Annotated in this window: 13 protein-coding genes; 7 read left to right on the top strand and 6 right to left on the bottom strand. The window is 69.7% G+C overall.

Annotation, left to right across the window (positions count from 1 at the left end; genetic code table 11):
• The first annotated feature begins 210 nt into the window (after positions 1-210).
• The 3 genes from ACZ6TV_RS10835 to ACZ6TV_RS10825 all read left to right on the top strand — a co-directional run bounded on the left by ACZ6TV_RS10835 (position 211) and on the right by ACZ6TV_RS10825 (position 6,225).
• Complete coding sequence (locus ACZ6TV_RS10835; protein WP_465296939.1) at positions 211-2,154, top strand: cell wall-binding repeat-containing protein; 1,944 nt, start codon at positions 211-213, stop codon at positions 2,152-2,154.
• A gap of 69 nt (positions 2,155-2,223) precedes the next feature.
• Positions 2,224-4,143, top strand: coding sequence for a cell wall-binding repeat-containing protein (locus ACZ6TV_RS10830; protein ID WP_465296938.1), 1,920 nt, complete (start codon positions 2,224-2,226; stop codon positions 4,141-4,143).
• Positions 4,144-4,335: 192 nt separating this feature from the next.
• Complete coding sequence (locus ACZ6TV_RS10825; protein WP_465296937.1) at positions 4,336-6,225, top strand: cell wall-binding repeat-containing protein; 1,890 nt, start codon at positions 4,336-4,338, stop codon at positions 6,223-6,225.
• Here the strand turns inward: ACZ6TV_RS10825 and ACZ6TV_RS10820 are convergent.
• Together ACZ6TV_RS10820 and ACZ6TV_RS10815 are read right to left on the bottom strand one after the other, a co-directional pair.
• Positions 6,212-8,950, bottom strand: coding sequence for a TIM-barrel domain-containing protein (locus ACZ6TV_RS10820; RefSeq protein WP_465296936.1), 2,739 nt, complete (start codon positions 8,948-8,950; stop codon positions 6,212-6,214). The genes ACZ6TV_RS10825 and ACZ6TV_RS10820 overlap by 14 nt on opposite strands.
• Positions 8,884-9,894, bottom strand: coding sequence for a glycosyltransferase family 2 protein (locus ACZ6TV_RS10815; protein ID WP_465296935.1), 1,011 nt, complete (start codon positions 9,892-9,894; stop codon positions 8,884-8,886). Before ACZ6TV_RS10815 ends, ACZ6TV_RS10820 begins: the two co-directional genes overlap by 67 nt.
• 197 nt (positions 9,895-10,091) lie before the next feature.
• On the opposite strand from ACZ6TV_RS10815, the gene ACZ6TV_RS10810 reads away from it, so the two are divergent.
• The 4 genes from ACZ6TV_RS10810 to ACZ6TV_RS10795 all read left to right on the top strand — a co-directional run bounded on the left by ACZ6TV_RS10810 (position 10,092) and on the right by ACZ6TV_RS10795 (position 16,000).
• The gene (locus tag ACZ6TV_RS10810) at positions 10,092-12,362 is read left to right on the top strand and encodes a hypothetical protein (protein WP_465296934.1); all 2,271 of its coding nucleotides are present in this window, start codon (positions 10,092-10,094) and stop codon (positions 12,360-12,362) included.
• A gap of 34 nt (positions 12,363-12,396) precedes the next feature.
• A complete protein-coding gene (locus ACZ6TV_RS10805; protein ID WP_465296933.1) occupies positions 12,397-12,849 on the top strand; it encodes a GtrA family protein in 453 nt (150 codons plus the stop codon).
• Between the two features lie 192 nt (positions 12,850-13,041).
• The gene (locus ACZ6TV_RS10800; protein ID WP_465296932.1) at positions 13,042-14,574 is read left to right on the top strand and encodes an NAD(P)/FAD-dependent oxidoreductase; all 1,533 of its coding nucleotides are present in this window, start codon (positions 13,042-13,044) and stop codon (positions 14,572-14,574) included.
• Between the two features lie 16 nt (positions 14,575-14,590).
• A complete protein-coding gene (locus ACZ6TV_RS10795) occupies positions 14,591-16,000 on the top strand; it encodes a hypothetical protein (RefSeq protein ID WP_465296931.1) in 1,410 nt (469 codons plus the stop codon).
• Between the two features lie 108 nt (positions 16,001-16,108).
• On the opposite strand, the gene ACZ6TV_RS10790 is transcribed toward ACZ6TV_RS10795, so the two are convergent.
• From ACZ6TV_RS10790 to ACZ6TV_RS10775, 4 genes are all read right to left on the bottom strand, one after another.
• Complete coding sequence (locus tag ACZ6TV_RS10790; RefSeq protein WP_465296930.1) at positions 16,109-16,615, bottom strand: SMI1/KNR4 family protein; 507 nt, start codon at positions 16,613-16,615, stop codon at positions 16,109-16,111.
• 624 nt (positions 16,616-17,239) lie between these two features.
• Positions 17,240-17,518, bottom strand: coding sequence for a GlsB/YeaQ/YmgE family stress response membrane protein (locus tag ACZ6TV_RS10785; RefSeq protein ID WP_354781790.1), 279 nt, complete (start codon positions 17,516-17,518; stop codon positions 17,240-17,242).
• Positions 17,519-17,605: 87 nt separating this feature from the next.
• On the bottom strand, positions 17,606-18,814 hold the full coding sequence (locus ACZ6TV_RS10780) for an MFS transporter (protein WP_465296929.1): 1,209 nt from the start codon (positions 18,812-18,814) through the stop codon (positions 17,606-17,608).
• Entirely contained in the window at positions 18,811-19,365 is a 555-nt protein-coding gene (locus tag ACZ6TV_RS10775; protein WP_465296928.1) for a TetR/AcrR family transcriptional regulator, read from the bottom strand. Before ACZ6TV_RS10775 ends, ACZ6TV_RS10780 begins: the two co-directional genes overlap by 4 nt.
• Position 19,366 lies beyond the last annotated feature (1 nt).

Here is a 19,366-nt window from a genome sequence, read left to right as displayed (position 1 = left end):
ATCGGACGTTCAGCCGGGCCGGTGACCGACTCGTCCGCGATAGCCCATTTTGATCATCGGACGTTCAGCCGGAGGTCGGAAACAGGGGCAACACAAAACTAAATTCATGATTAAACTCCCGGTCGGACCCCGTCCCGGCGCCTCGCGGGCAGCGAGAGCGGCACGGCCATCGCGGTGGTCCGTTCAAATCCTTTTACGGGGAGGATCAATTTGTCTCGTGCTTACGTACGCCGAATCGCAGTCGGCGGCGTAACCCTCGCGACGGTCGCCGCGACCGCCACGGCGGCCAACGCAGCGCACACCGGTGAGGTCGGCAAGCTCACCTACAACGTCGGCTCCACGGCCTATGTGGCCAACCAGGACGGCACCGGCGCGAGCGTGCTCGCATCCGGGGTCGTCGGCAACGGCGCCTGGTCGCCGGACGGCAGTCGTTACGCGTACGCCTCGACCGACGGCAGCATCCACACGGTCCGCTACGACGGCAGCCGCAACCTCCAGATCACCAACCCGGCCTCGGGCACCGCGATCGACCCGTCGTGGAGCGCCTACGGCCAGCGGGTGTACTTCAGCCGGAACGGGCAGCTGTTCTTCGCGTCCAGTGACGCGACCTTCTGGGTCACGCCGCTGGCCGAGAACCCGGGCGGCAGCTACTACGACGTCAACCCGTCCGTGTCCGACACCAACGAGGTCATCTTCGAGCGGTCCGGCGGGGTCTACAAGTACAACCCGCAAAGCCCCGCCAGCTCGACCAAGCTGCTCGACGGCACCAGCCCGGACTTCGCACCGGGCGGCGCCACGTTCGTCTACGTGTCGGGCGGCAACCTCTGGACCGCCGACAACAACGGCGGCAACAAGACCCAGCTGACCACCGAGGGCGGCGCCACCGACCCGGCGTTCTCCGCCGACGGCGCCACCGTCGTCTACTCCACCGGCGGCGCGGTCAAGAAGGTCGTCGTCTCTACCAAGCAGGCCTCGACGGTCAAGGCCAGCAGCAGCGCCCCCAGTTCCCAGGGGGTGCGGCGCAACGTCGTCCAGCGCGTCTGGGGTGCCGACGGCACCGACACGGCGATCCAGACGTCGCAGTGGAACTGGCTCGACAACGGCGACACCAGCACCGACACCGGACGCATCCCCGCCGACGCGGTCGTGCTGTCCCGCAGCGACACCTACCTCGACGCCCTCGTCGGGTCGGCGCTCGCCATCAACAAGCAGGGCCCGCTGCTGATCACCGCCCGTGGCAACACGGTCGAGCCGCGCGTCCTCGCCGAGATCAACCGGATCCTCGGCACGTCGGGCGACGTCTACCTGCTCGGCGGCTCGCTCGCCCTGCCGGCGGGCATCGAGAGCCAGCTCACGGGCCTCGGCTACTCGGTCCACCGGATCTGGGGCAACACGCACTACGACACCGCGATCGCCATCAACCGGGAGATCACGCCCGACCCGCTGTTCGCGATCGTCACCACCGGCGCGAACTACTACGACGCCCTCGCCGCCGGTGCGGCCGCGGGCGCCACCGGTGACACGGTCGTCGTCCTCTCCGACGGTGGCAACATGCCGGCCGCGTCGGCGAACTACCTCAACAGCCTCAACCCCTACCCGGAGCAGGGCGGCACCTACATCGTCGCCGCCGGCGGCCCGGGCAACACCGCGCTCGGCAACGCGTACTTCAACAACCAGCTGTACAACTGGGGCGACGACTGGCTCTACTACCCGCTGGTCGGCAACAACGAGAAGGACACGGCGCTCGACCTGGCCTCGTTCTTCTTCGCGGCGCCGGTCAACGTGGCGATCTCCACCAACCGTGGCTGGCAGGACGCCCTCACCGGTGGTGCGATGATCGGCGCGGCCAACGGTCCGCTGCTGCTCAGCGAGCCGACCGGCCTCTACGGCCCGGTCGCGGACTACCTGTACGCGGGCTCGGGCAGCATCACCGCCGGCATCATGCTCGGCGGCTACCTCGCCCTTCCGGACAACCTCGCCGGGCAGATCGGCAACCCGATCAGCGTGGCGGGTCAGTACGACTTCGTGGACTTCTCGGCCGGGGTGGCCAAGAGCGGGCTGCGCGCGCAGACCGTCACGCCCAAGGCGACGGTCGACGCGAAGAGCACCGAGGTGCCCGGCCTGACCACGGTCAAGCCGAAGACCATCAAGTAAGCACGGCTCATCCAGGACAGGCCCCGGCGAGTTTCGCCGGGGCCTGTTCGCCCCCCAGGAGGAACCTTCTTGTCTCGTCCTTACGTCCGCCGGCTCATCGTCGGCGGTGTGACCCTCGCGACGGTCGCCGCGACCGTCACCGCGGCCGAGGCGACCCAGGCCGGCGAGGTCGGCCAGGTCGCCTATCGGGTCGGCGGCGCCGTCTACCGCGCCAACCCGGACGGCAGCGGCACCGCCCTCATGTCCTCGAGCTCCGCCAAGCCGGGCACCACGGGCAGCTGGTCCGACGACGGCAGCCGCTACGCGTACTCGTCGCTCGGCGGCCTCGTGTCCGTCCGCGGCGGTGGCGGGCAGACCGTCCAGCTCACCGACGACGCCGCCGACATCGACCCGGAGTGGCTGCCGGGCGGCTTCGCGCTGCTCTTCAGCCGCAACGGGCAGCTGTTCTCCGTGCAGAGCGACGGCTACGGCGAGTCGCCGCTCAGCGTGGACCCGGCCGGCGCCTACCAGGACACCGACCCGGCCGTCTCGATCAACTACCAGATCCTCTTCGAGCGGACCGAGCCCGGCCAGCCGGTGTCGATCTACGAGTTCGGCCAGGGTGCGCCGAGCCCGAGCACCATGCTCGTCGAGGGCTCCAGCCCCGACTTCGCGCCCGACGGCGCGCGGTTCGCCTACATCGCCGGCGGCAACCTGTGGACGGCCGCGGCCGACGGCAGCGCCAAGAAGCAGCTGACCACCGACGGCACGTCCAGCGACCCGGTGTACTCGCCGGACGGCACCGAGATCGCCTTCTCCACCGGTGGCGCCCTGAAGAAGATCAAGGTCGACGGCTCCGGCCTGACCACGATCAAGGCCGCGGGCACCGCGCCGGCCTGGCAGACCATCAACGCCAACGGCGTCGAGCGGGTCTGGGGCAACGACGGCGTCGCCACCGCCATCGCCACCTCCAAGTGGAACTGGGTCGACGACGGCACCGGGCCGGACGACCAGGGCCGGGGTCAGGCCGGGGCCGTGGTGCTGTCGCGCAGCGACACCTACCTCGACGCCCTCGTCGGCTCGGCGCTCGCCATCAAGAAGGACGCGCCGCTGCTGATCACCGCCCCGGGCAACTCGGTCGAGCCGCGCGTCGTGGCCGAGATCAAGCGGGTCCTGGGCAACAACGGCGACGTGTACCTCCTCGGCGGCACCCTCGCCCTGCCGGCCGGCATCGAGACCCAGCTGAAGAACCTCGGGTACACGATCCACCGGATCTGGGGCCAGAACCACTACGAGACCGCCGTCGCGATCAACAAGGAGATCGCCGCCGACCCGCAGCTCGCCATCGTCACCACCGGCGCGAACTACTACGACGCCCTCGCCGCCGGTGCGGCCGCGGGCTCCATCGGCGACACGGTCATCGTCCTCACCGAGGGCGCCACCATGCCGGCCTCGTCGGCGACGTACCTCAACAGCCTCGACCCCGACCAGGTCGCGGTCGTCACCGCGGGCGGCCCGGGCGACGCCGCGCTCGCCAAGGCGCTGAGCCGTGGCCAGCTGAGCAACTGGGGCGGCTTCGGCATCGACGACGCGTACCGGCTGGTCGGCCAGGACGAGATCAGCACCGCGCTGCAGCTGGCGCAGTTCTTCTTCAGTGCCCCGGCCTACGTGGCGATCTCCACCAACCGCGGCTGGCAGGACGCCCTCACCGGTGGTGCGATGATCGGCGCGGCGAACGGTCCGCTGCTGCTCACCGCCCCCGGCCAGCTCAACGGGTCGGTCGCGGAGTACCTGTCGGACAACTCGGCGAGCATCTGGCTCGGCGTCATGCTCGGCGGCTACCTGGCGCTGCCGGACGCGCTCATCGACCCGTTCGGCGAGTCGTTCAGCGCCGCGTTCGACTACTACTCGGGCGCGCCGTCGCTGGCCAAGAAGGCCAACCCGCGGTCGCTGGTCCCGCACGTGGACACCGACCCGCACACGGTGCCGGGCCTGCAGGCCAAGCGCTGACACAGCAATAGTTGAGCGGGCCCCGGCGGATCTTCGCCGGGGCCCGTTCCGCGTTCTGCCCACCATGTACCGGTTTGCTCATCGGCCGTTCGGGCGGAGCCGCTCTCCGAGATGGGATGTGACAAGGATCCGCCCCTAGACTGCCGCCAAGATCTCCATCTGTGCCGCCGGGTTCCCCGCGTGAGGACTGGTATGCAGCGTCCTAGGTATCTCCGGCGGTACACCATCGGTGCCGTCACTGTCGCCATCGTCGCCGCCACCGCGGTCGGCGCCGAGGCCACCCACACGGGGGCGGTCGGCAAGATCTCGTACAACAGCGGCGGCACCATCACGGTCGCCGGCCCCGACGGGTCCTGGCCGAAGACCCTTGCCGAGGGCACGGGCGCGAAATGGTCGCCGGACGGCTCCCGCGTCGCCTTCGTGGCGCCCGGTGGCGGCATCAGGTCCGTCCGGCAGGACGGCGGCCGGCCGGTCACCATCACCACGGACCCGGCCGACAGGGACCCGGTCTGGAGCCCGACCGGAGAGGGCGTCTACTTCAGCCGTGACGGCCAGCTCTACGTCGCATCCGCCGACGGCTCGGGCTCCGTCGAGCCGGTCGACGAGAACCCCGACCCGGCGATCATCCAGGACACGCTGCCGTCGGTGTCGATGACCCGCGAGGGCGACGGCAACGACCACGACATCCTGTTCTTCGTGCGCCGGCAGAACGGCGGTGCGCCGGCCATCCACCGCTTCACGCCCGTGGACGCCGCCCCGTCGCTGCTGATCACCAACGCGACGCTGCCCGACGTCGACCCGAACTTCACCAGGATCGCCTACGTCGTGCCCGCCACCACGCCGGCGGCCAACGACGCCGAGCTGTGGACCGCCGGCCTGGACGGCTCCGGCAAGGCGAAGCTCGTCACGCTCGCCGGCGACGTCACCTCGGTCGCCTGGTCGCCTGACGCGCAGAGCATCCTCGTCACGAGCGGCACGAAGGTCAGGTCCGTCGACGTCGCGGCCAAGACCATCAAGGACCTCGCCACCGGCTCCGGCACCGTCGCGTGGCAGTCGATCCAGGGCAACATCATCCCGCGCGTCTGGGGCAACGACGGCACCGACACCGCGATCGCCACCTCCAAGCGCAACTTCAACGACGGCTCCGCACGGGCGGTCGTCCTGTCGCGCAGCGACACCTACCTCGACGCCCTCGTCGGGTCGGCCCTGGCGATCAACAAGGGCGGGCCGTTGCTGATCACGGCGCAGGGCAACACCGTCGAGCAGCGGGTGCTCCTCGAGATGAGCCGGGCGCTGGGCGGGCACAGGACCGTGTACCTGCTCGGCGGCACCCTCGCGCTGCCGCAGGGGATCGAGAACCAGCTCAAGAGCCTCGGGTACACGGTGAAGCGGATCTGGGGCCAGAACCACTACGAGACCGCTGTCGCGATCAACAAGGAGATCACCTCGGCGCCGACGACGGCCATCGTCACCACCGGCGCCAACTACTACGACGCCCTTGCCGCCGGCGCGGCAGCGGGCGCCACCCCGGGCACCGTCGTGGTCCTCACCGACGGCGGCACCATGCCGGAGGCGTCGGCGACCTACCTCGACGGCATCGGCCCGGACATCGACACCGTCGCCGCCGGCGGCCCCGGCGACGCGGCGCTGCGCAAGGCGGCGAGCGCCGGGCAGCTCCCGGCGTGGGGCAACTTCTCCTACACCAGCCTCGTCGGCGACAACGAGAAGGACACCGCGATCGCGTTGGCCAGGCACTTCTTCGTGGCTCCGCGCAACGTCGCGATCTCCACCAACCGCGGCTGGCAGGACGCCCTCACCGGCGGCGCGATGATCGGCGCGACCTACGGACCGCTGCTGCTCACCGAGCCCGGCGCCCTCTACGGCCCGGTCGCCGACTACCTGTCCGACGGCTCCGGCAACATCCAGTACGCCGTGGTGCTCGGCGGGAAGCTGGCACTGCCGGAGACGATCATCCCGCCGATCGGTAACGCGATCGGCGTCCCCGGCACCTACATCGTTTCCGGCGGCTCGGCACCGTCATCGAACCTCGTGCCGCAGGGCGAGCCGCTCACGCGACGCTGATCCGCTGCTCCGCCCCGGTCGGCAGCGGCGGGGTCTGGATCGTCACGGTGCGGGTGGCCGCGTCGAACGACCAGGCCCCGCCGTCCAGCTCGGCCCCGTTGAGCAGCACCCGGGCCGGCGCCGCGCCGACCGCGTGCAGGCGGACCGTCCACGCGCGCTTGTCCACCGCACCCGGGAACGTGCCGTCGCGGGCGCCGATGGTGACGCCGCCTCCCCCGTCCTGGCTGTAGCGGACGGTCGTCCAGGCGAGCTCGCCGGCCCGGTCGCCGTGGCCCTCGCCGGCGTCCTCGTACAGGCGGAACTCCCCGTTCGCGCCGGTCGCGACGTCGAGGGTGACCTGGTCCATCGGTGCGGCGCCCGCGTTGGGGACGTCGTCGGTGCGCGTCGGCAGGATCCCGCCCGCGCGCTGGAAGACGGGCATCGTGCCGAGGTCGGTGGTGACGGTCTCGACCTTCGGGCCGGTGTAGGAGCGGCCGGTGAACCAGTCCGTCCACGTCCCCGGCGGGAACCACACGTCGATCCGCACGCCGTCCGTCCCGGGCCCGGTCACCGGGGCGACCAGGAGGTCGTCGCCGAAGAGGTACTGCGACGTGAAGTCGTACGCCTCCCGGAACGCTGGATAGTTGAGGAACATGCCACGCGCCATCGGCAGTCCGGTGTCCCGTGCCTGGCGGGCCAGCGTGTACGTGTAGGGGATCAGCGCCTCCCGCAGCCGCAGGAACTTGACCGCCGAGTCCCGCGCCTCGCCCGGGTAGTCCCACGGCAGCCGGAAGCCGTGGTTGGAGTGCAGCCGGAGCAGCGGCTGGAACGCGCCGAACTGCACCCACCGCGCGTAGAGGTCCGGCGGCAGCCGGTTGCCGTCCTGCGGGTAGTTGTGGCCGCCGATGTCGTGCGACTCATAGGGCATGCCGATCGCGCCGCGCAGCACGGTGTAGCGCGACGCGAACGCCAGCAGCTCCCACGTCGAGGTCGTGTCCATGCTGGTGTCGACGGTGTACCGGTGGTCGGCCCACGGCCCGGCCGGATAGACGGCGCTCTCGGCGTAGGCGGTGAAGCCGCTGCCGCTGCGGTTCCACGAGAAGCCGCGCCGCCCCTGACCGTCGATGTACGCGGCGTACTGCGCGTTGAGCCAGCTGTCCGGGGAGATGCCGGGCGTGGTCGCGACGCTGGAGTCGCAGCAGCTGTCCGGCCACCACACGATCGGGGCGAGCGCGTCGAACGGGCGGTGCAGGTCGAAGTACGCGCGCAGCTCCACCGGGTCGCTGAAGTCGAACACCCGGCACGGGTTGCCCGCCTCGCACGCGCCGACCGGCAGCTCGTGTCCGACGGTCCGGACCACCTCGGCGTAGCGGGGGTCGTCGGCGCGGATGCTCGGGTGGATGTTCAGCGCGACCCGCAGCCCCTCGCCGGTCGCCCAGTCCAGGAAGCCCTCCGGATCGGGGAACAGCGAAGGGTTCCAGTTCCAGCCGTTCCAGAACCCGGGCGCCTTGAAGTCGGTGTCGACGACGAGCACGTCCAGCGGGACGTCGTTCTCGCGGAACGCGGGCAGGATGCCGTCGCGGTAGTCGGCGTCCTTGTAGGGGTAGTAGCGCGAGAACCACGTGCCGAACGCCCAGCGCGGCAGCGTCACCGCCGGGCCCGTCAGGTCGCGCAGGTCCTTCAACGCCTGGCGGTAGTCCTGGCCGTACCCGAACAGGTAACCGTCCTGGTAGGTGTCGCGCACGGGGCGCGGCTGCCCGGTCGCCAGGGCCGTGGCGGAGTCGTTGAGCAGGAACCAGCCGTCGCGGCTGAGCAGGCCGTCGTACAGCGGCCGCGGCCCGTCGGCGTAGTCGAGGCTGCGCCGCCAGCCGCCCAGGTTCGCCGCGCTGTGCGCCGCGTCGGCCATCGCCGGATACGTCGCGCCGGTCGCCGTCACCGCCACGCTGTCGACGTTGAACGCGCATGCGTCCGCTCTCGCGCAGCCTACCGACACGCCGCTGGACCCCGCCGGCAGTTCCATGACCGCCGCCGTCTCGGCCCAGGCGTCCCAGCTTCCGGTCGGCGGCAGGTCCAGCCGTACCTTCGTGTCGCCGGCGGTGATCAGCGCCGTCTGCGTCTGGTCGCCGCCGTTGGCGTAGCGGAACCCGACGCGGTGCAGGCCGGCGGCCGGGCTGTCGCGGAGACTCCACGCGATCGTGCCCCGCATGCCGTCGACGAACCCCGGCCCGGTGAAGCCCCGCTGGTCGTCGGCGAGCCCGGCGCCGCCGGACAGGCGCATCAGCTCCGCCTCGCAGGCGACGCCGTAGTCGCAGTCGCCCGCGAGCCGCCACACCGGGTGCGCGGCGGCGCTGTCGCGGGGCTCGACGGTCACGTTGCCGTCGGAGAACGGGCCGGAGTTCAGCTTGTACCGCAGCGTGAGCCGGCTGGTCCTGATGACGCGCTCGCCGTGCTCGATGTCGCTCGTGTACCGCGGGACCGGAAGGTCACGGTTGACGGCGTTGAACGTGGGCCGGTCCTCGAACCGGCCGTCCGGGGCGTACTCCATCCGGATCAGCGTCGGCGACAGCACCTGAAACCTGGCCCGGCCGTCGTGCACCGCCGCCGGCGGGGACGGGTCGTCGTCGTCGGCCGCGACGACCGCGATCCCGACGAGCAGCGCCGCGGCGACACCGAGCGCTATTACGGAGCCGGGTCGACGACCTCTGAGGACTGGCGCTGGCTTGGAAGTGGGTTCAGGACCGGCCACGCCTCGCGCTCCTCGGTCATCGCGATCCGAGGCAGGTGCGCCTCCTTGAGCAGGAAGTGCGGGCGGCGTTTCACTTCGTAATAGATGCGGCCGACATACTCACCGATCACACCGACGACGATCATCTGCAGGCCGCCGAGGCCGACGATCGCGGTGAGCAATGTGACGTATCCGGGGGAGTCGATGCCGCTGACGACGCTCACGCCGATGATCCACAGCATGTACGCCACGGCGATCGACGTCATGAACAGGCCGAGATAGATCGCCAGGCGCAACGGCCGGTTGTTGAACGACAGCAGGCCGTCCATCGCGTAGTTGACCAGCTTCGGGAACGTCCACGAGGTGGCGCCGCCCTGGCGGGACACATTCTGATACTCGATGTAGGCGACGTCGAAGCCGACCCAGGCGAACATGGCCTTGGAGAAGCGGTTGTATTCCGGCATCGCGAGGATCGCGTCGACGACCGGGCGGGAGATGAGCCGGAAGTCACCGGCGCCGTCGACCAGCCGGACCTCGATCCAGCGGTTGACCAGCCGGTAGAAGGCCTTGCTCAGGAACGTGCGGGTCCTCGGGTCGCCGGCCCGGTTGCGCCGGGCGACGACCTGGTCGATTCCGGTGCGCCACATGGCCACCAGCTGCGAGATCAGCTCCGGCGGGTGCTGCAGGTCGGCATCCATGATGATGATCGCGTCGCCGGTGGTGTGCCGCAGCCCGGCATACATCGCGGCTTCCTTGCCGAAATTCCGGCTGAACGCGACATAGCGGACGCGGTCGTCGTTGGCGGCGAGCTTGCGCAGGATCGCGAGCGTGTCGTCGGAGCTGCCGTCGTCGACGTAGATCAGCTCGCAGGTCTCACCGGCCGCCGCGACCTCGGCGGTGATCCGGTCGTGCAGTCGGACAAGTGTCTCGGCTTCGTTGAAGCACGGAACAACCACGGACAACACGTGAGGGCCTCTCGTCTGGCAATGCGGACACACAGTAACGCGGGGGCTGACGCATCCGCGACCCCCGCTCGGCCGGTCCCGTCCGCCGTCCTTTCGACCCCCCGCGCCCTCCTTTCGGCCCCGGTCAGACGGAGGGCGATGGACCGCCGAGGTTCTGACTAGACTCCGGGGCGCCCCGACGAAGGAGTGCCCGCACCGTGCAGGACCTGCTCGTGGACCGGCCCGCCGTCGAGTCCGCCCCCGCCCCCGGCCCGCGCCGCCGCCGCTCAGATCTGCTCGGCCTCGGCGTCGTGGCGGTCATCGTCGCGTTCGCCGCGCAGCTGCCGGTGCTCAAGACGCACCTTTTCTACTACTACGACGACACCTCGTCGGTGATCATCCCGGGCTGGCGCCTGATCGGCGAGCAGCTGCTGCAGGGGCGGCTGCCGATGCTCGACGTCGACACCTGGCTCGGCGGCAACTTCGCCGGGGAGGCGCAGTTCGGCCTGTTCAACCCGCTGACCATGGCGAATGCCGTGCTGGTGGCGCTGCTGCCCGACCTGGCCGTCTCCGCCATCCTGATCAAGACCGAGTTCCTGGTCCTGCTCGCCGCCGGCGTCTACCTGCTCGCCCGTGAGTATGGCGCCAACCGCTCGGCCGCCGCCGTCGTCGCGGTCGCGATGCCGTTCAGCGGTTACACGCTGTTCTGGGACGCGCAGGCCTGGGTCACCAACCTCATCGCCTTCACGCTCACCGTCCACACGTGGTGGACGCTGCGCCGCTATGCGCGCGGCCGCCTGCACCCGGTCGTGCCGCTGATCGTCGCCGCCCTCACGACGACGTCGGGCAGTCCCTACAGTGTGCTCGGCGTCATGGTCGTCGTCGCCGCGGTCATCGTCGAGCGCCTGGTCAACCGGCAGCTGCGGGCCGCGATCGGGGTGGCCGTGATCGGTCTCGCCGCCGGGCTGATGGCCGCGATCGTCTTCCTGCCCCTGCTCGGCATGCAGCCGGTCGGCACCCGCCAGGCCGGCGGGGTCTTCAACACCGGCCAGCTCGTGCCCGGCCTCGGTCAGCTGCTCAACCTGAGCGCCCCGACGTATGTGCCGCGCCTCTACACCTTCGGGCCCGCCACCACCCCGATCGCCTACCTGGCGTGGTTCGTCGTGCCGCTGCTGCCGTGGTTCGCCTGGCCGGCGCTGCGGGAGTTCCGCGCCCGGGCCGGCATCGCCGCCGTCGGTGTCGCCTACCTGGCGCTGACCCTGGCCCCGTCCAACCTGTGGATGTTCCGCTGGCCGGCCCGGCTCATCGAATACCTGTTCCTGGCCGTCATCCTGGTCGTCGCGCTGCTGCTCAGCGCCGGTCTGCGCACCGACAACGCCGTCCGGCGCGGCCTCGGCTCGGCCGGGCTGATCCTCCTGTCCACCTACCTGGTCTGGGCGGACCGCCCCGACGAGGCCCGGCGGGCCGCGGAGGCGGCGCTGGTGGTCGGCGTGCTGGTCCTGGCGGTCGTGCTGGCCGCCCGGCACCGGGCCCGCCTGGTCACGCCCGCCCTGATCGCCGGGACCCTGATGCTGCTGGTCCTGCAGCTCAACTGGTTCCCGCGCAACCGCGACATCACGCCCTGGCAGTTCCCGCACAACGTCGCCCAGCTGCGCGCCGACTTCGCCGACCGGTCCGACGGCAACACGCTGATCATCGCGAACTCCTTCGACAAGGTCCGGGCCGCCGACAAGCAGCCTGACCGGGCCTGGCGCGAGGTCCTGTTCGGCAACGTGAGCCACGTCGCCGGGATGGACAGCCTCAACGCGTACACCGGCATGGGCAACCAGCAGTTCGGCGCCGCGCTGTGCATGGAATACGAGGGCAGCGTCTGCGACGACGCCTACCGGCGGGTGTTCGCGCCCGACCCCGCGACCGGCGTGCCGCTGGCGGACCTGCTGCGGCTGCAGACCGTCACGCTGCTCAACAGTCAGGTCCCCGGCACCCTGCAGAAGACCCCTGAGCTGCAGCGGGACCAGCCCTACCTGTTCGACCTCGCGGCGGCGCCGCCCGGCTGGGAGACCGGCGACCGCGGCGCGTATGCCACCGTGATCCGCCGGACCGCCGCCCTGCCGCACCCGTCGGGCCGGGTCTCGTGGACCTCGCCGGGGCTGACGGTCACCGCAGACCAGGTCACGTCCACGTTCTCCTCGTCGTCGGAGGAGATCCGGTACACCGGCGGCGGGCGGGTCATCGTCGCGGCGCTGGCCTGGCCGGGCTGGCACGCCTCCGTGGACGGCCGCTACCTGCCCGTCGACCGTGGGCCGGCCGGGCTCATCCAGGTCGACCTGCCCGACCAGGCGGGGGAGGGGACGCTGAAGCTCTGGTTCGTCCCCGCCGGGCTGCGCACCGGTGTCGAGCTGGTCGCCGTCGGCGTGCTCATCGGCGCAGGGTATTGCACCTATCACTCTGTGCGGCTGCGCCGGCGTCGCGCCGTTCCGGCCGCATGAACTGCCCGTTCGGCCAGGCCGTAGGGTGGGCGGCATGACCGTGGAGGTGGAGTCCGTCGATGTCCGGCGGGGACGCATCGGCGCGATCGTCGAGCACAGCGCCTTCCGTTACCTGGTCATCGGCGTCCTGAGCGCCGCCGCCGACTTCGGCCTGCTCTATGGGTTGCACGGCGGCCTGGGCGTCCCGGTGGGGATCGCCGCGTTCATCGCGGTCACCCTCGCGTTCTTCTGCAACTTCGCCCTCAACCGGATCTGGTCCTTCCGGAGCCAGGCGCCGGTCGTCGGCCAGTTCGGCAAATACCTCTTCCTCGGCTGCGTCAACTGGGTGCTGACCGCGATCCTCGTGACCGCGTTCACGGCGATGGGCCTGAACTATCTCGTCGCGAAGGCCATCGCCCTCGTTTTGACTACAGGCAGTAACTACATGTTGTACCGGTTATGGGTCTTCAGAGATCGACGCCCGGCGACGCCGGCTGAGGTCGGCTGAACGGGTTGTAAAGTACGCACGGTCGTCCGACGAGTGCCTCAGGAGCGCGGTCGGCGACACTGTAACCGGCAAATGAACTTGTGATCGGCAGGTTGCCGTTCACCGACATGTCCTTTAGTGTCGCCGTTCGTGCTGGCCGCCAGGCCGTCGCGCGCTTCACGGGGTGTAATCGAGCTGGCAGGGAGTGCCATTGTGTCTGGCGAGAAGCCGACCACTGTAGTCATCGGGGCCGGTCCGGCCGGTCTCACCGCCGCTTACGCCCTGGCGAAGCAGAACCTGCCGGTGCAGGTCTTCGAGGCCGACAAGGTCGTCGGGGGCATCAGCCAGACCGTCGAGCGCGACGGCTGGCGCTTCGACATCGGCGGTCACCGGTTCTTCACCAAGGTGCCCGAGGTCGAGGCGCTGTGGCACGAGATCCTCCCCGACGAGGACTTCCTGCTGCGCCCCCGCATGAGCCGCATCTACTACCGCGGCAAGCTCTTCGACTACCCGTTGAAGGCGATGAACGCCCTGCGCAACCTCGGCATCTGGGAGGCCGTGCGCTGCGTCGCGTCCTACACCGCGGCCCGCATCCGCCCGCCGAAGGACCAGTCGCACTTCGAGGGCTGGGTCTCCGCCCGCTTCGGATGGCGCCTCTACTCGATCTTCTTCAAGACCTACACCGAGAAGGTGTGGGGCATGCCCGCCACGGCCCTGCAGGCCGACTGGGCCGCCCAGCGCATCAAGAACCTCTCGCTGTCCAGCGCCGTGATCAACGCGATCATGCCCAAGCGCAACCAGAAGGACATCGCGAGCCTCATCGAGGAGTTCCAGTACCCGAAGTACGGCCCCGGCATGATGTGGGAGCGGTGCACCGAGCACGTCGAGAAGCTCGGCGGCTCCGTCACGATGCAGACCTGGGTCAAGACCATCCACCGCGACCCGGAGACCAAGAAGGTCACCGCCGTCGACGTCGCCGACGCCCAGGGCGAGCGGCGCGTGGAGCTGGACCACCTGATCTCCTCGATGCCGCTGTCCGAGCTGGTCCTCGCGATGGAGCCGGCCGCCGACCACGACGCCATCCTCGCCGCCAAGGACCTGCACTACCGCGACTTCCTCACCGTCGCGCTGGTCGTGCCGCAGGAGTTCTCCTTCCCGGACAACTGGATCTACATCCACGACCCGCACGTGAAGGTCGGCCGGATCCAGAACTTCGGCTCCTGGTCGCCGTACATGGTCAAGGACGGCCGCACCTGCCTCGGCATGGAGTACTTCGTCTTCGAGAACGACGAGATGTGGGTCAAGTCCGACGAGGACCTGGTCGCGTTCGCCACCAAGGAGCTGGAGCGCCTCGGCCTGGTCAAGGAAGGCGCCGTCGAGACCGGCTACGTCGTGCGCATGCCCAAGGCATACCCGACCTACGACGAGACGTATCAGCGCAACGTCGACGTGCTGCGGGCCTGGCTCGACGCGAACGTCACCAACGCGCACCCCGTCGGCCGTAACGGCATGCACCGCTACAACAACGCCGACCACTCGATGATGACGGCGCTGCTCACCGCCGAGAACATCGCCTCCGGGACCAGCCACGACGTGTGGGAGGTCAACGTGGAGGAGGAGTACCACGAGGAGAAGTCGACCGGCGACAAGCCCACCGCGGCCGCCGGCACCGGTCGCAGCGCTCCCGTGATCCCCCGCCAGACGCCTCGCGTCGACGCACCCAGCACGGCCGATGTCGACCGATGAAGCCACGCTGCCGGCGGTGACGGAACCCGTCACCGCCGGCCCCCCGGGGCCGCTGTCCCGCTTCTGGGGTCTGATCCGCGCGAACAAGCTCTTCACCGGCCTGCTGGCCGCCGGGGTCCTGCTCCGGGTGGCCATGATGGTCGTGTACTACCCGGCCTTCGGCTACTTCATCGACACGCTTGCCTACATGCGGTCGGCGAAGAACTGGGACACCGACCCCATCTGGCCGTTCGGCTACCCGTTCTACCTGTGGCTGCACGAGCCCTTCCAGCGCAACTCGACCGTCGCCCTCAGCCAGCACCTGCTCGGCCTGGTCATGGGCATCCTGGTCTACGCGCTGCTGCGCCGCCGCGGCCTGGCCCGCGGCTGGTCCGCCCTGGCGACCGCGCCGATCCTGCTCGACGCCCGCGAGCTGGTCGTCGAGCACCACATCCTGTCGGACACGGTCTTCTCGACGCTGCTGCTGCTCGCCGTCGTGCTCCTGCTCTGGCCCGCGCAGCGCCTGCCGCTCTGGGTCGCCGCGCTGTCCGGCGGCCTCTTCGCCGCCGCGAGCCTCACCCGCACCATCGGCCAGGTCCTGCTCGCCATCGCCATCGTCTACCTCATCGTGCGGCGGGTCGGCTGGAAGCAGATCGCCACCTTCTGCGTCGCCATGGCCATCCCGCTCGCCGGTTACATGGTCTGGTTCCACCACGAGCACGGCGCCTACGCGATCAACACGTACACCGGCCGCTACATGTGGTCCCGCACGACCACCTTCGTCGACTGCGACAAGGTCGACTTCACGCCGCAGGAGCGGGAGCTCTGCCCGCTGGAGCCGCTCGGCCAGCGCCTCGGCCCGGACTCCTACCTCTGGTACGACGACCCGACGAAACTGGTCAAACGGTACAAGGACGACAACATCTACAAGTCCTTCGCCACGAAAGCCATCCTGGCCCAGCCGGGCGACTACATCTCGGTCGTCTTCTCCGACACCCTGCACATGTTCCAGCCCGGCTGGCACGGCCCCTGGCGCACCGAATGCGTCCACGACCGGTGGAACATGCCGTCCGCAGCCTCGGACGACACCTGCCAACCGTCGCTGATGGTCAAGCCCTTCCGGGCGAGCTCCGACTCAATCGCCGGCAAACCCGCCAACTGGCAGCACAAAACCATGCACGCCTACGGCACGGTCTTCACCAGCCCCGGCTTCCTGTTCGTCTTCATGCTGCTGTTCATCTTCGCCGCGGCCCTGCGCCGACCCCGCAAGCAGCACGGCTACGAAAACCTCGACGCCGTCTTCCTGGCCACGATCTCCGTCGCCCTGGTGATGATGTCCCTCGCCCTCTCGGCGATCGACATCCGCTACATCATGCCGCTGCTGACCTTGGCGCCGATCGCTCTCGCCATCTCGATCCGCCGCTTCCGCAAGCCCACCGACGCCTAGTCCCTTCGTACACACGTTCCATCCACACCCTGTGGATAGAACGTGTGTACGAAGACTCTTCCCCTGCTCGGCCCCTGTGGACAAACCCGGGCCGCGTAGCACGCGTGCTTACCCGGGAAAGGCGGCCGCTGCTGTCAGGTGCTCGACGAACGCGCGGAAGTCGGGTGCGAGCGGAAGCTCGTGGTCCATCTCGTTGTCGATCCAGACGACCGGTGGCCTCCCTTCCGGTCCGCAGTCGCGGTAGTCGAGGCCGACCCAGTAGTGACCATCACCGCTGAGCAGGACCACTGGTGAGGGAAGCTCCCACTCCTGCGCCAGATACGGGGTGTCGAGCAGGGTCGTCGTCTCGGCTTGGCCGGCGGGGCCGATCCCGAAGAGGTGGTCGAAGGGAATGTGGTCGTCTGCGTAGAAGTTCGGGTCGGCAGGGCAGGCGTCCCATCTGCCGGCGATGACGCCGCCGTTCTGGATCCGAAGCAGGTGGAGGAGATCGAGCGGCAAGGTGACACCAAGTCGTCGCTCCGCATCGACGATCAGCTCGTCGGTCAGTGGGGCCAGCCGGAAGTGCTCATGCTCCGGGTGCCAGAAACTGGCCCCGACCTGCTCGAACGACACCATGCCAATCATGCTGTCACGCGCGGCGTGTCGAGGTTGCCGCCGAAGGTCGGGAGTCTGCTCCGCGGCCGAGGAGGGGCGCGGTCATGTCGACGTGAGCGGTTCGTTGGTCTGGCCGTGATCGTCGTGTTCGACGGCGATGGCGTGTCGTAGGAAGGTCCAACCGTCTCCGTTGTCGTCCTCGTTGTCGTGTCCGGCGTCGAGGGCGCTCGTAGTGTGCCAGGTCTCGCTGCTCGACGGCCCTGGTGGTCAGGTGACCAAGTTGTCTGGTTGGGTCGGGGTGTTTCCGCGGACCCGAGTCCGAGGATGGCTGCCATCTCGGTCGCCGATGTGCTGCGGCTGAACAGCGCGAAGTGGGCGTCGCGGCTGGGACGGCGGCGGGCGCGACCTTGCGCCTTGGACGCCGCACGCGTTGTTGCTTCAGCGGTGCGATCGCCTGCGCCGCCTGCGTTGCCGAGGGCTCCGGCCAGAGCCTGGACCGAAACCAAACTTCGTACACACGTTTCATCCACAGCCTGTGGATAGCACGTGTGTACGAAGAGGAGCTCCTGCTCAAAGTCTGTGGATAAACGGGAAGACCCCCGGACCCAAGTGGGCCGGGGGTCTTCCTGGGGTCTGTGTCGGGGCTTAGAGGGCCCGGCGGCCGCGCCCTGCGAAGCCGGCGACCAGCGCGACACCGATGGCGGCCACGATCACCTGGACCAGCAGCTCGCCCCAGTCGACGCCGGGGGTGTCGGTCGCGATGCCGACGGCATTGGCGATGAAGGTGCCGATCAGGGCGGCAACCACGCCGATGACCATCGTCAGCCAGATCGGAATGTTCTGGCGGCCGGGGACCACCAGCCTGCCGAGCGCGCCCACGATCAGACCGACGATCAGCGCAGTGATGATTCCGGTGACGGTCACTGTTCCTCCTCGTTTCCCGATGTAACGGCATCAATCCGCCGCTGATTCAGGGGTGCCCGATCCCATTGGCCGTCAAACACGAACCCGTCATCGACCGTCGACAGGATCCGGGGATTTCGGTGGGCGGATGGCGCCGGCCAGCAGGAAGGCGACGGTCAGCAGGACGGGAATCACGATGAGTGCGCGGAGGACCGACATGTGGTCGCCGAGCAGGCCGATGAGCGGGGGGCCGCCCAGGAAGGCGCAGTAGCCGATCGACGCGACCACGCTGACCCGCCCCGCCGCCTTGGCCGGGTCGTCGGAGGCGGCGCTCATCGCGACAGGGAAGCCCAGGGAGGCGCCGGTGCCCCACAGGAGCGCGCCGGCGTAGGCGACGGCGGTGTTGGGGCCGAAGATGAACAGGGCCAGGCCGGCCAGGGCGATGACGGCCAGGGCGCGCACGACCGGGACACGGCCGTAGCGGTCCAGCAGCGCGGGGCCGAACCACCGGCCGAGGGTCATCGCGGTCAGGAACACGGTGAAGGCGAGCGTGCCGACCGCGGCGGGCGTTTGGTAGCCGTCGATGACGGCGACGGAGATCCAGTCGATGCCGGCGCCCTCGGTGAAGGCGAAGGCGAGCACGAACACGCCGACGAGCAGGGTGCGCGGCTCGGTCCAGAACTGCAGGATGCCGCCGGAGGAGGAGGTGGACGAGGTCGGGGTGGGTGCCTCGTCGGGGAGGAACGCCCGGACCATGAAGAACGTGCTGGCGCCGGCCAGTAGTGCGACCGCGGACAGGTGCAGCGTGACGGGCACCTTCAATGCGACCATTGCCGTGCCGATCAGGGCGCCCGCGACGGTGCCGACGCTGTATCCGGCGTGGAAGCGCGGCATGATCGCCCGTTCGAGGTGGCGTTCGACGAGCGCGCCCTGCACGTTCATCGCGACGTCCCAGGCGCCGTTGGCGAAGCCGAACGCGAAGAGGCCGAGCACGACCAGTGGCACGCCGAGGTGGTATCCGGTGGCGACGACGACCAGCCCGACGGTGAGCAGCACGGCCATCGCGGCGACGGTGGCCCGCGAGCCGAGACGCGCGACGATCTGACCCGACAGTACGAGCGAGATGATCGAGCCGGCGGCGATGGCGACGAGGACCAGCCCGAGCTGGGAAGGCCCGAGGCGCAGCTCGTCGCGGATCTGCGGGATGCGGGTGGCCCAGCTCGCCATGGCGAAACCGGACCAGATGAAGGCGGCGTAGACGGCGCGGGTGGCGGCGCGCAGTGAGGTGGTGGACGCCGGCCCGGCGATCAGGGTCATCGAGGGTCTCCGAGGGTACGGGCCACGATCACGCGGATGTCGGCGCGTGAAACGGGTGCCGTGGACAGTGTCTTGTGCATGACCAGGCCCTCGATCAGGGCGTCGACGCCCCGTGCGGTGGTCGGGTCGACGAAGCGTTCGAGCACGGCGCGGCTGGTGCGCATCCAGGTCTCGGTGATGGTGCGCAGCGAGGGGTCGCGCAGCGCGGCCAGGTACAGCTCATAGGCGACGGCCCAGTCGGCGGTGTCCGCGCCGGCGTCGCCGTGGATCAGGTCGGTGAGCGCCTCGATCAGGGCGTCATGCGTGTGTACGTCGAGGAAATGCGACTCGTAGACCGCCGACATGCGTTCGGCGTGCCGCTGGAACGCCTGGGCGCGCAGGTCGTCGAGGCCGGTGAAGTGGTATGTCAGCGAGCCGAGCGGCACGTCGGCGGCCGACGCGATGAGCCGGTGCGTCGTGCCCGCGACGCCGTGCTCGGCGATGACCGAGATGGCCGCGTCGACGATGCGGTCCTTGCGGTTGGGGTCGTGGCGCCGGGTCCCGGTGGCCATC

This window comes from Dactylosporangium sp. NPDC051087 (assembly GCF_055586325.1).
This window is presented reverse-complemented; position numbering and strand designations above follow the sequence as displayed.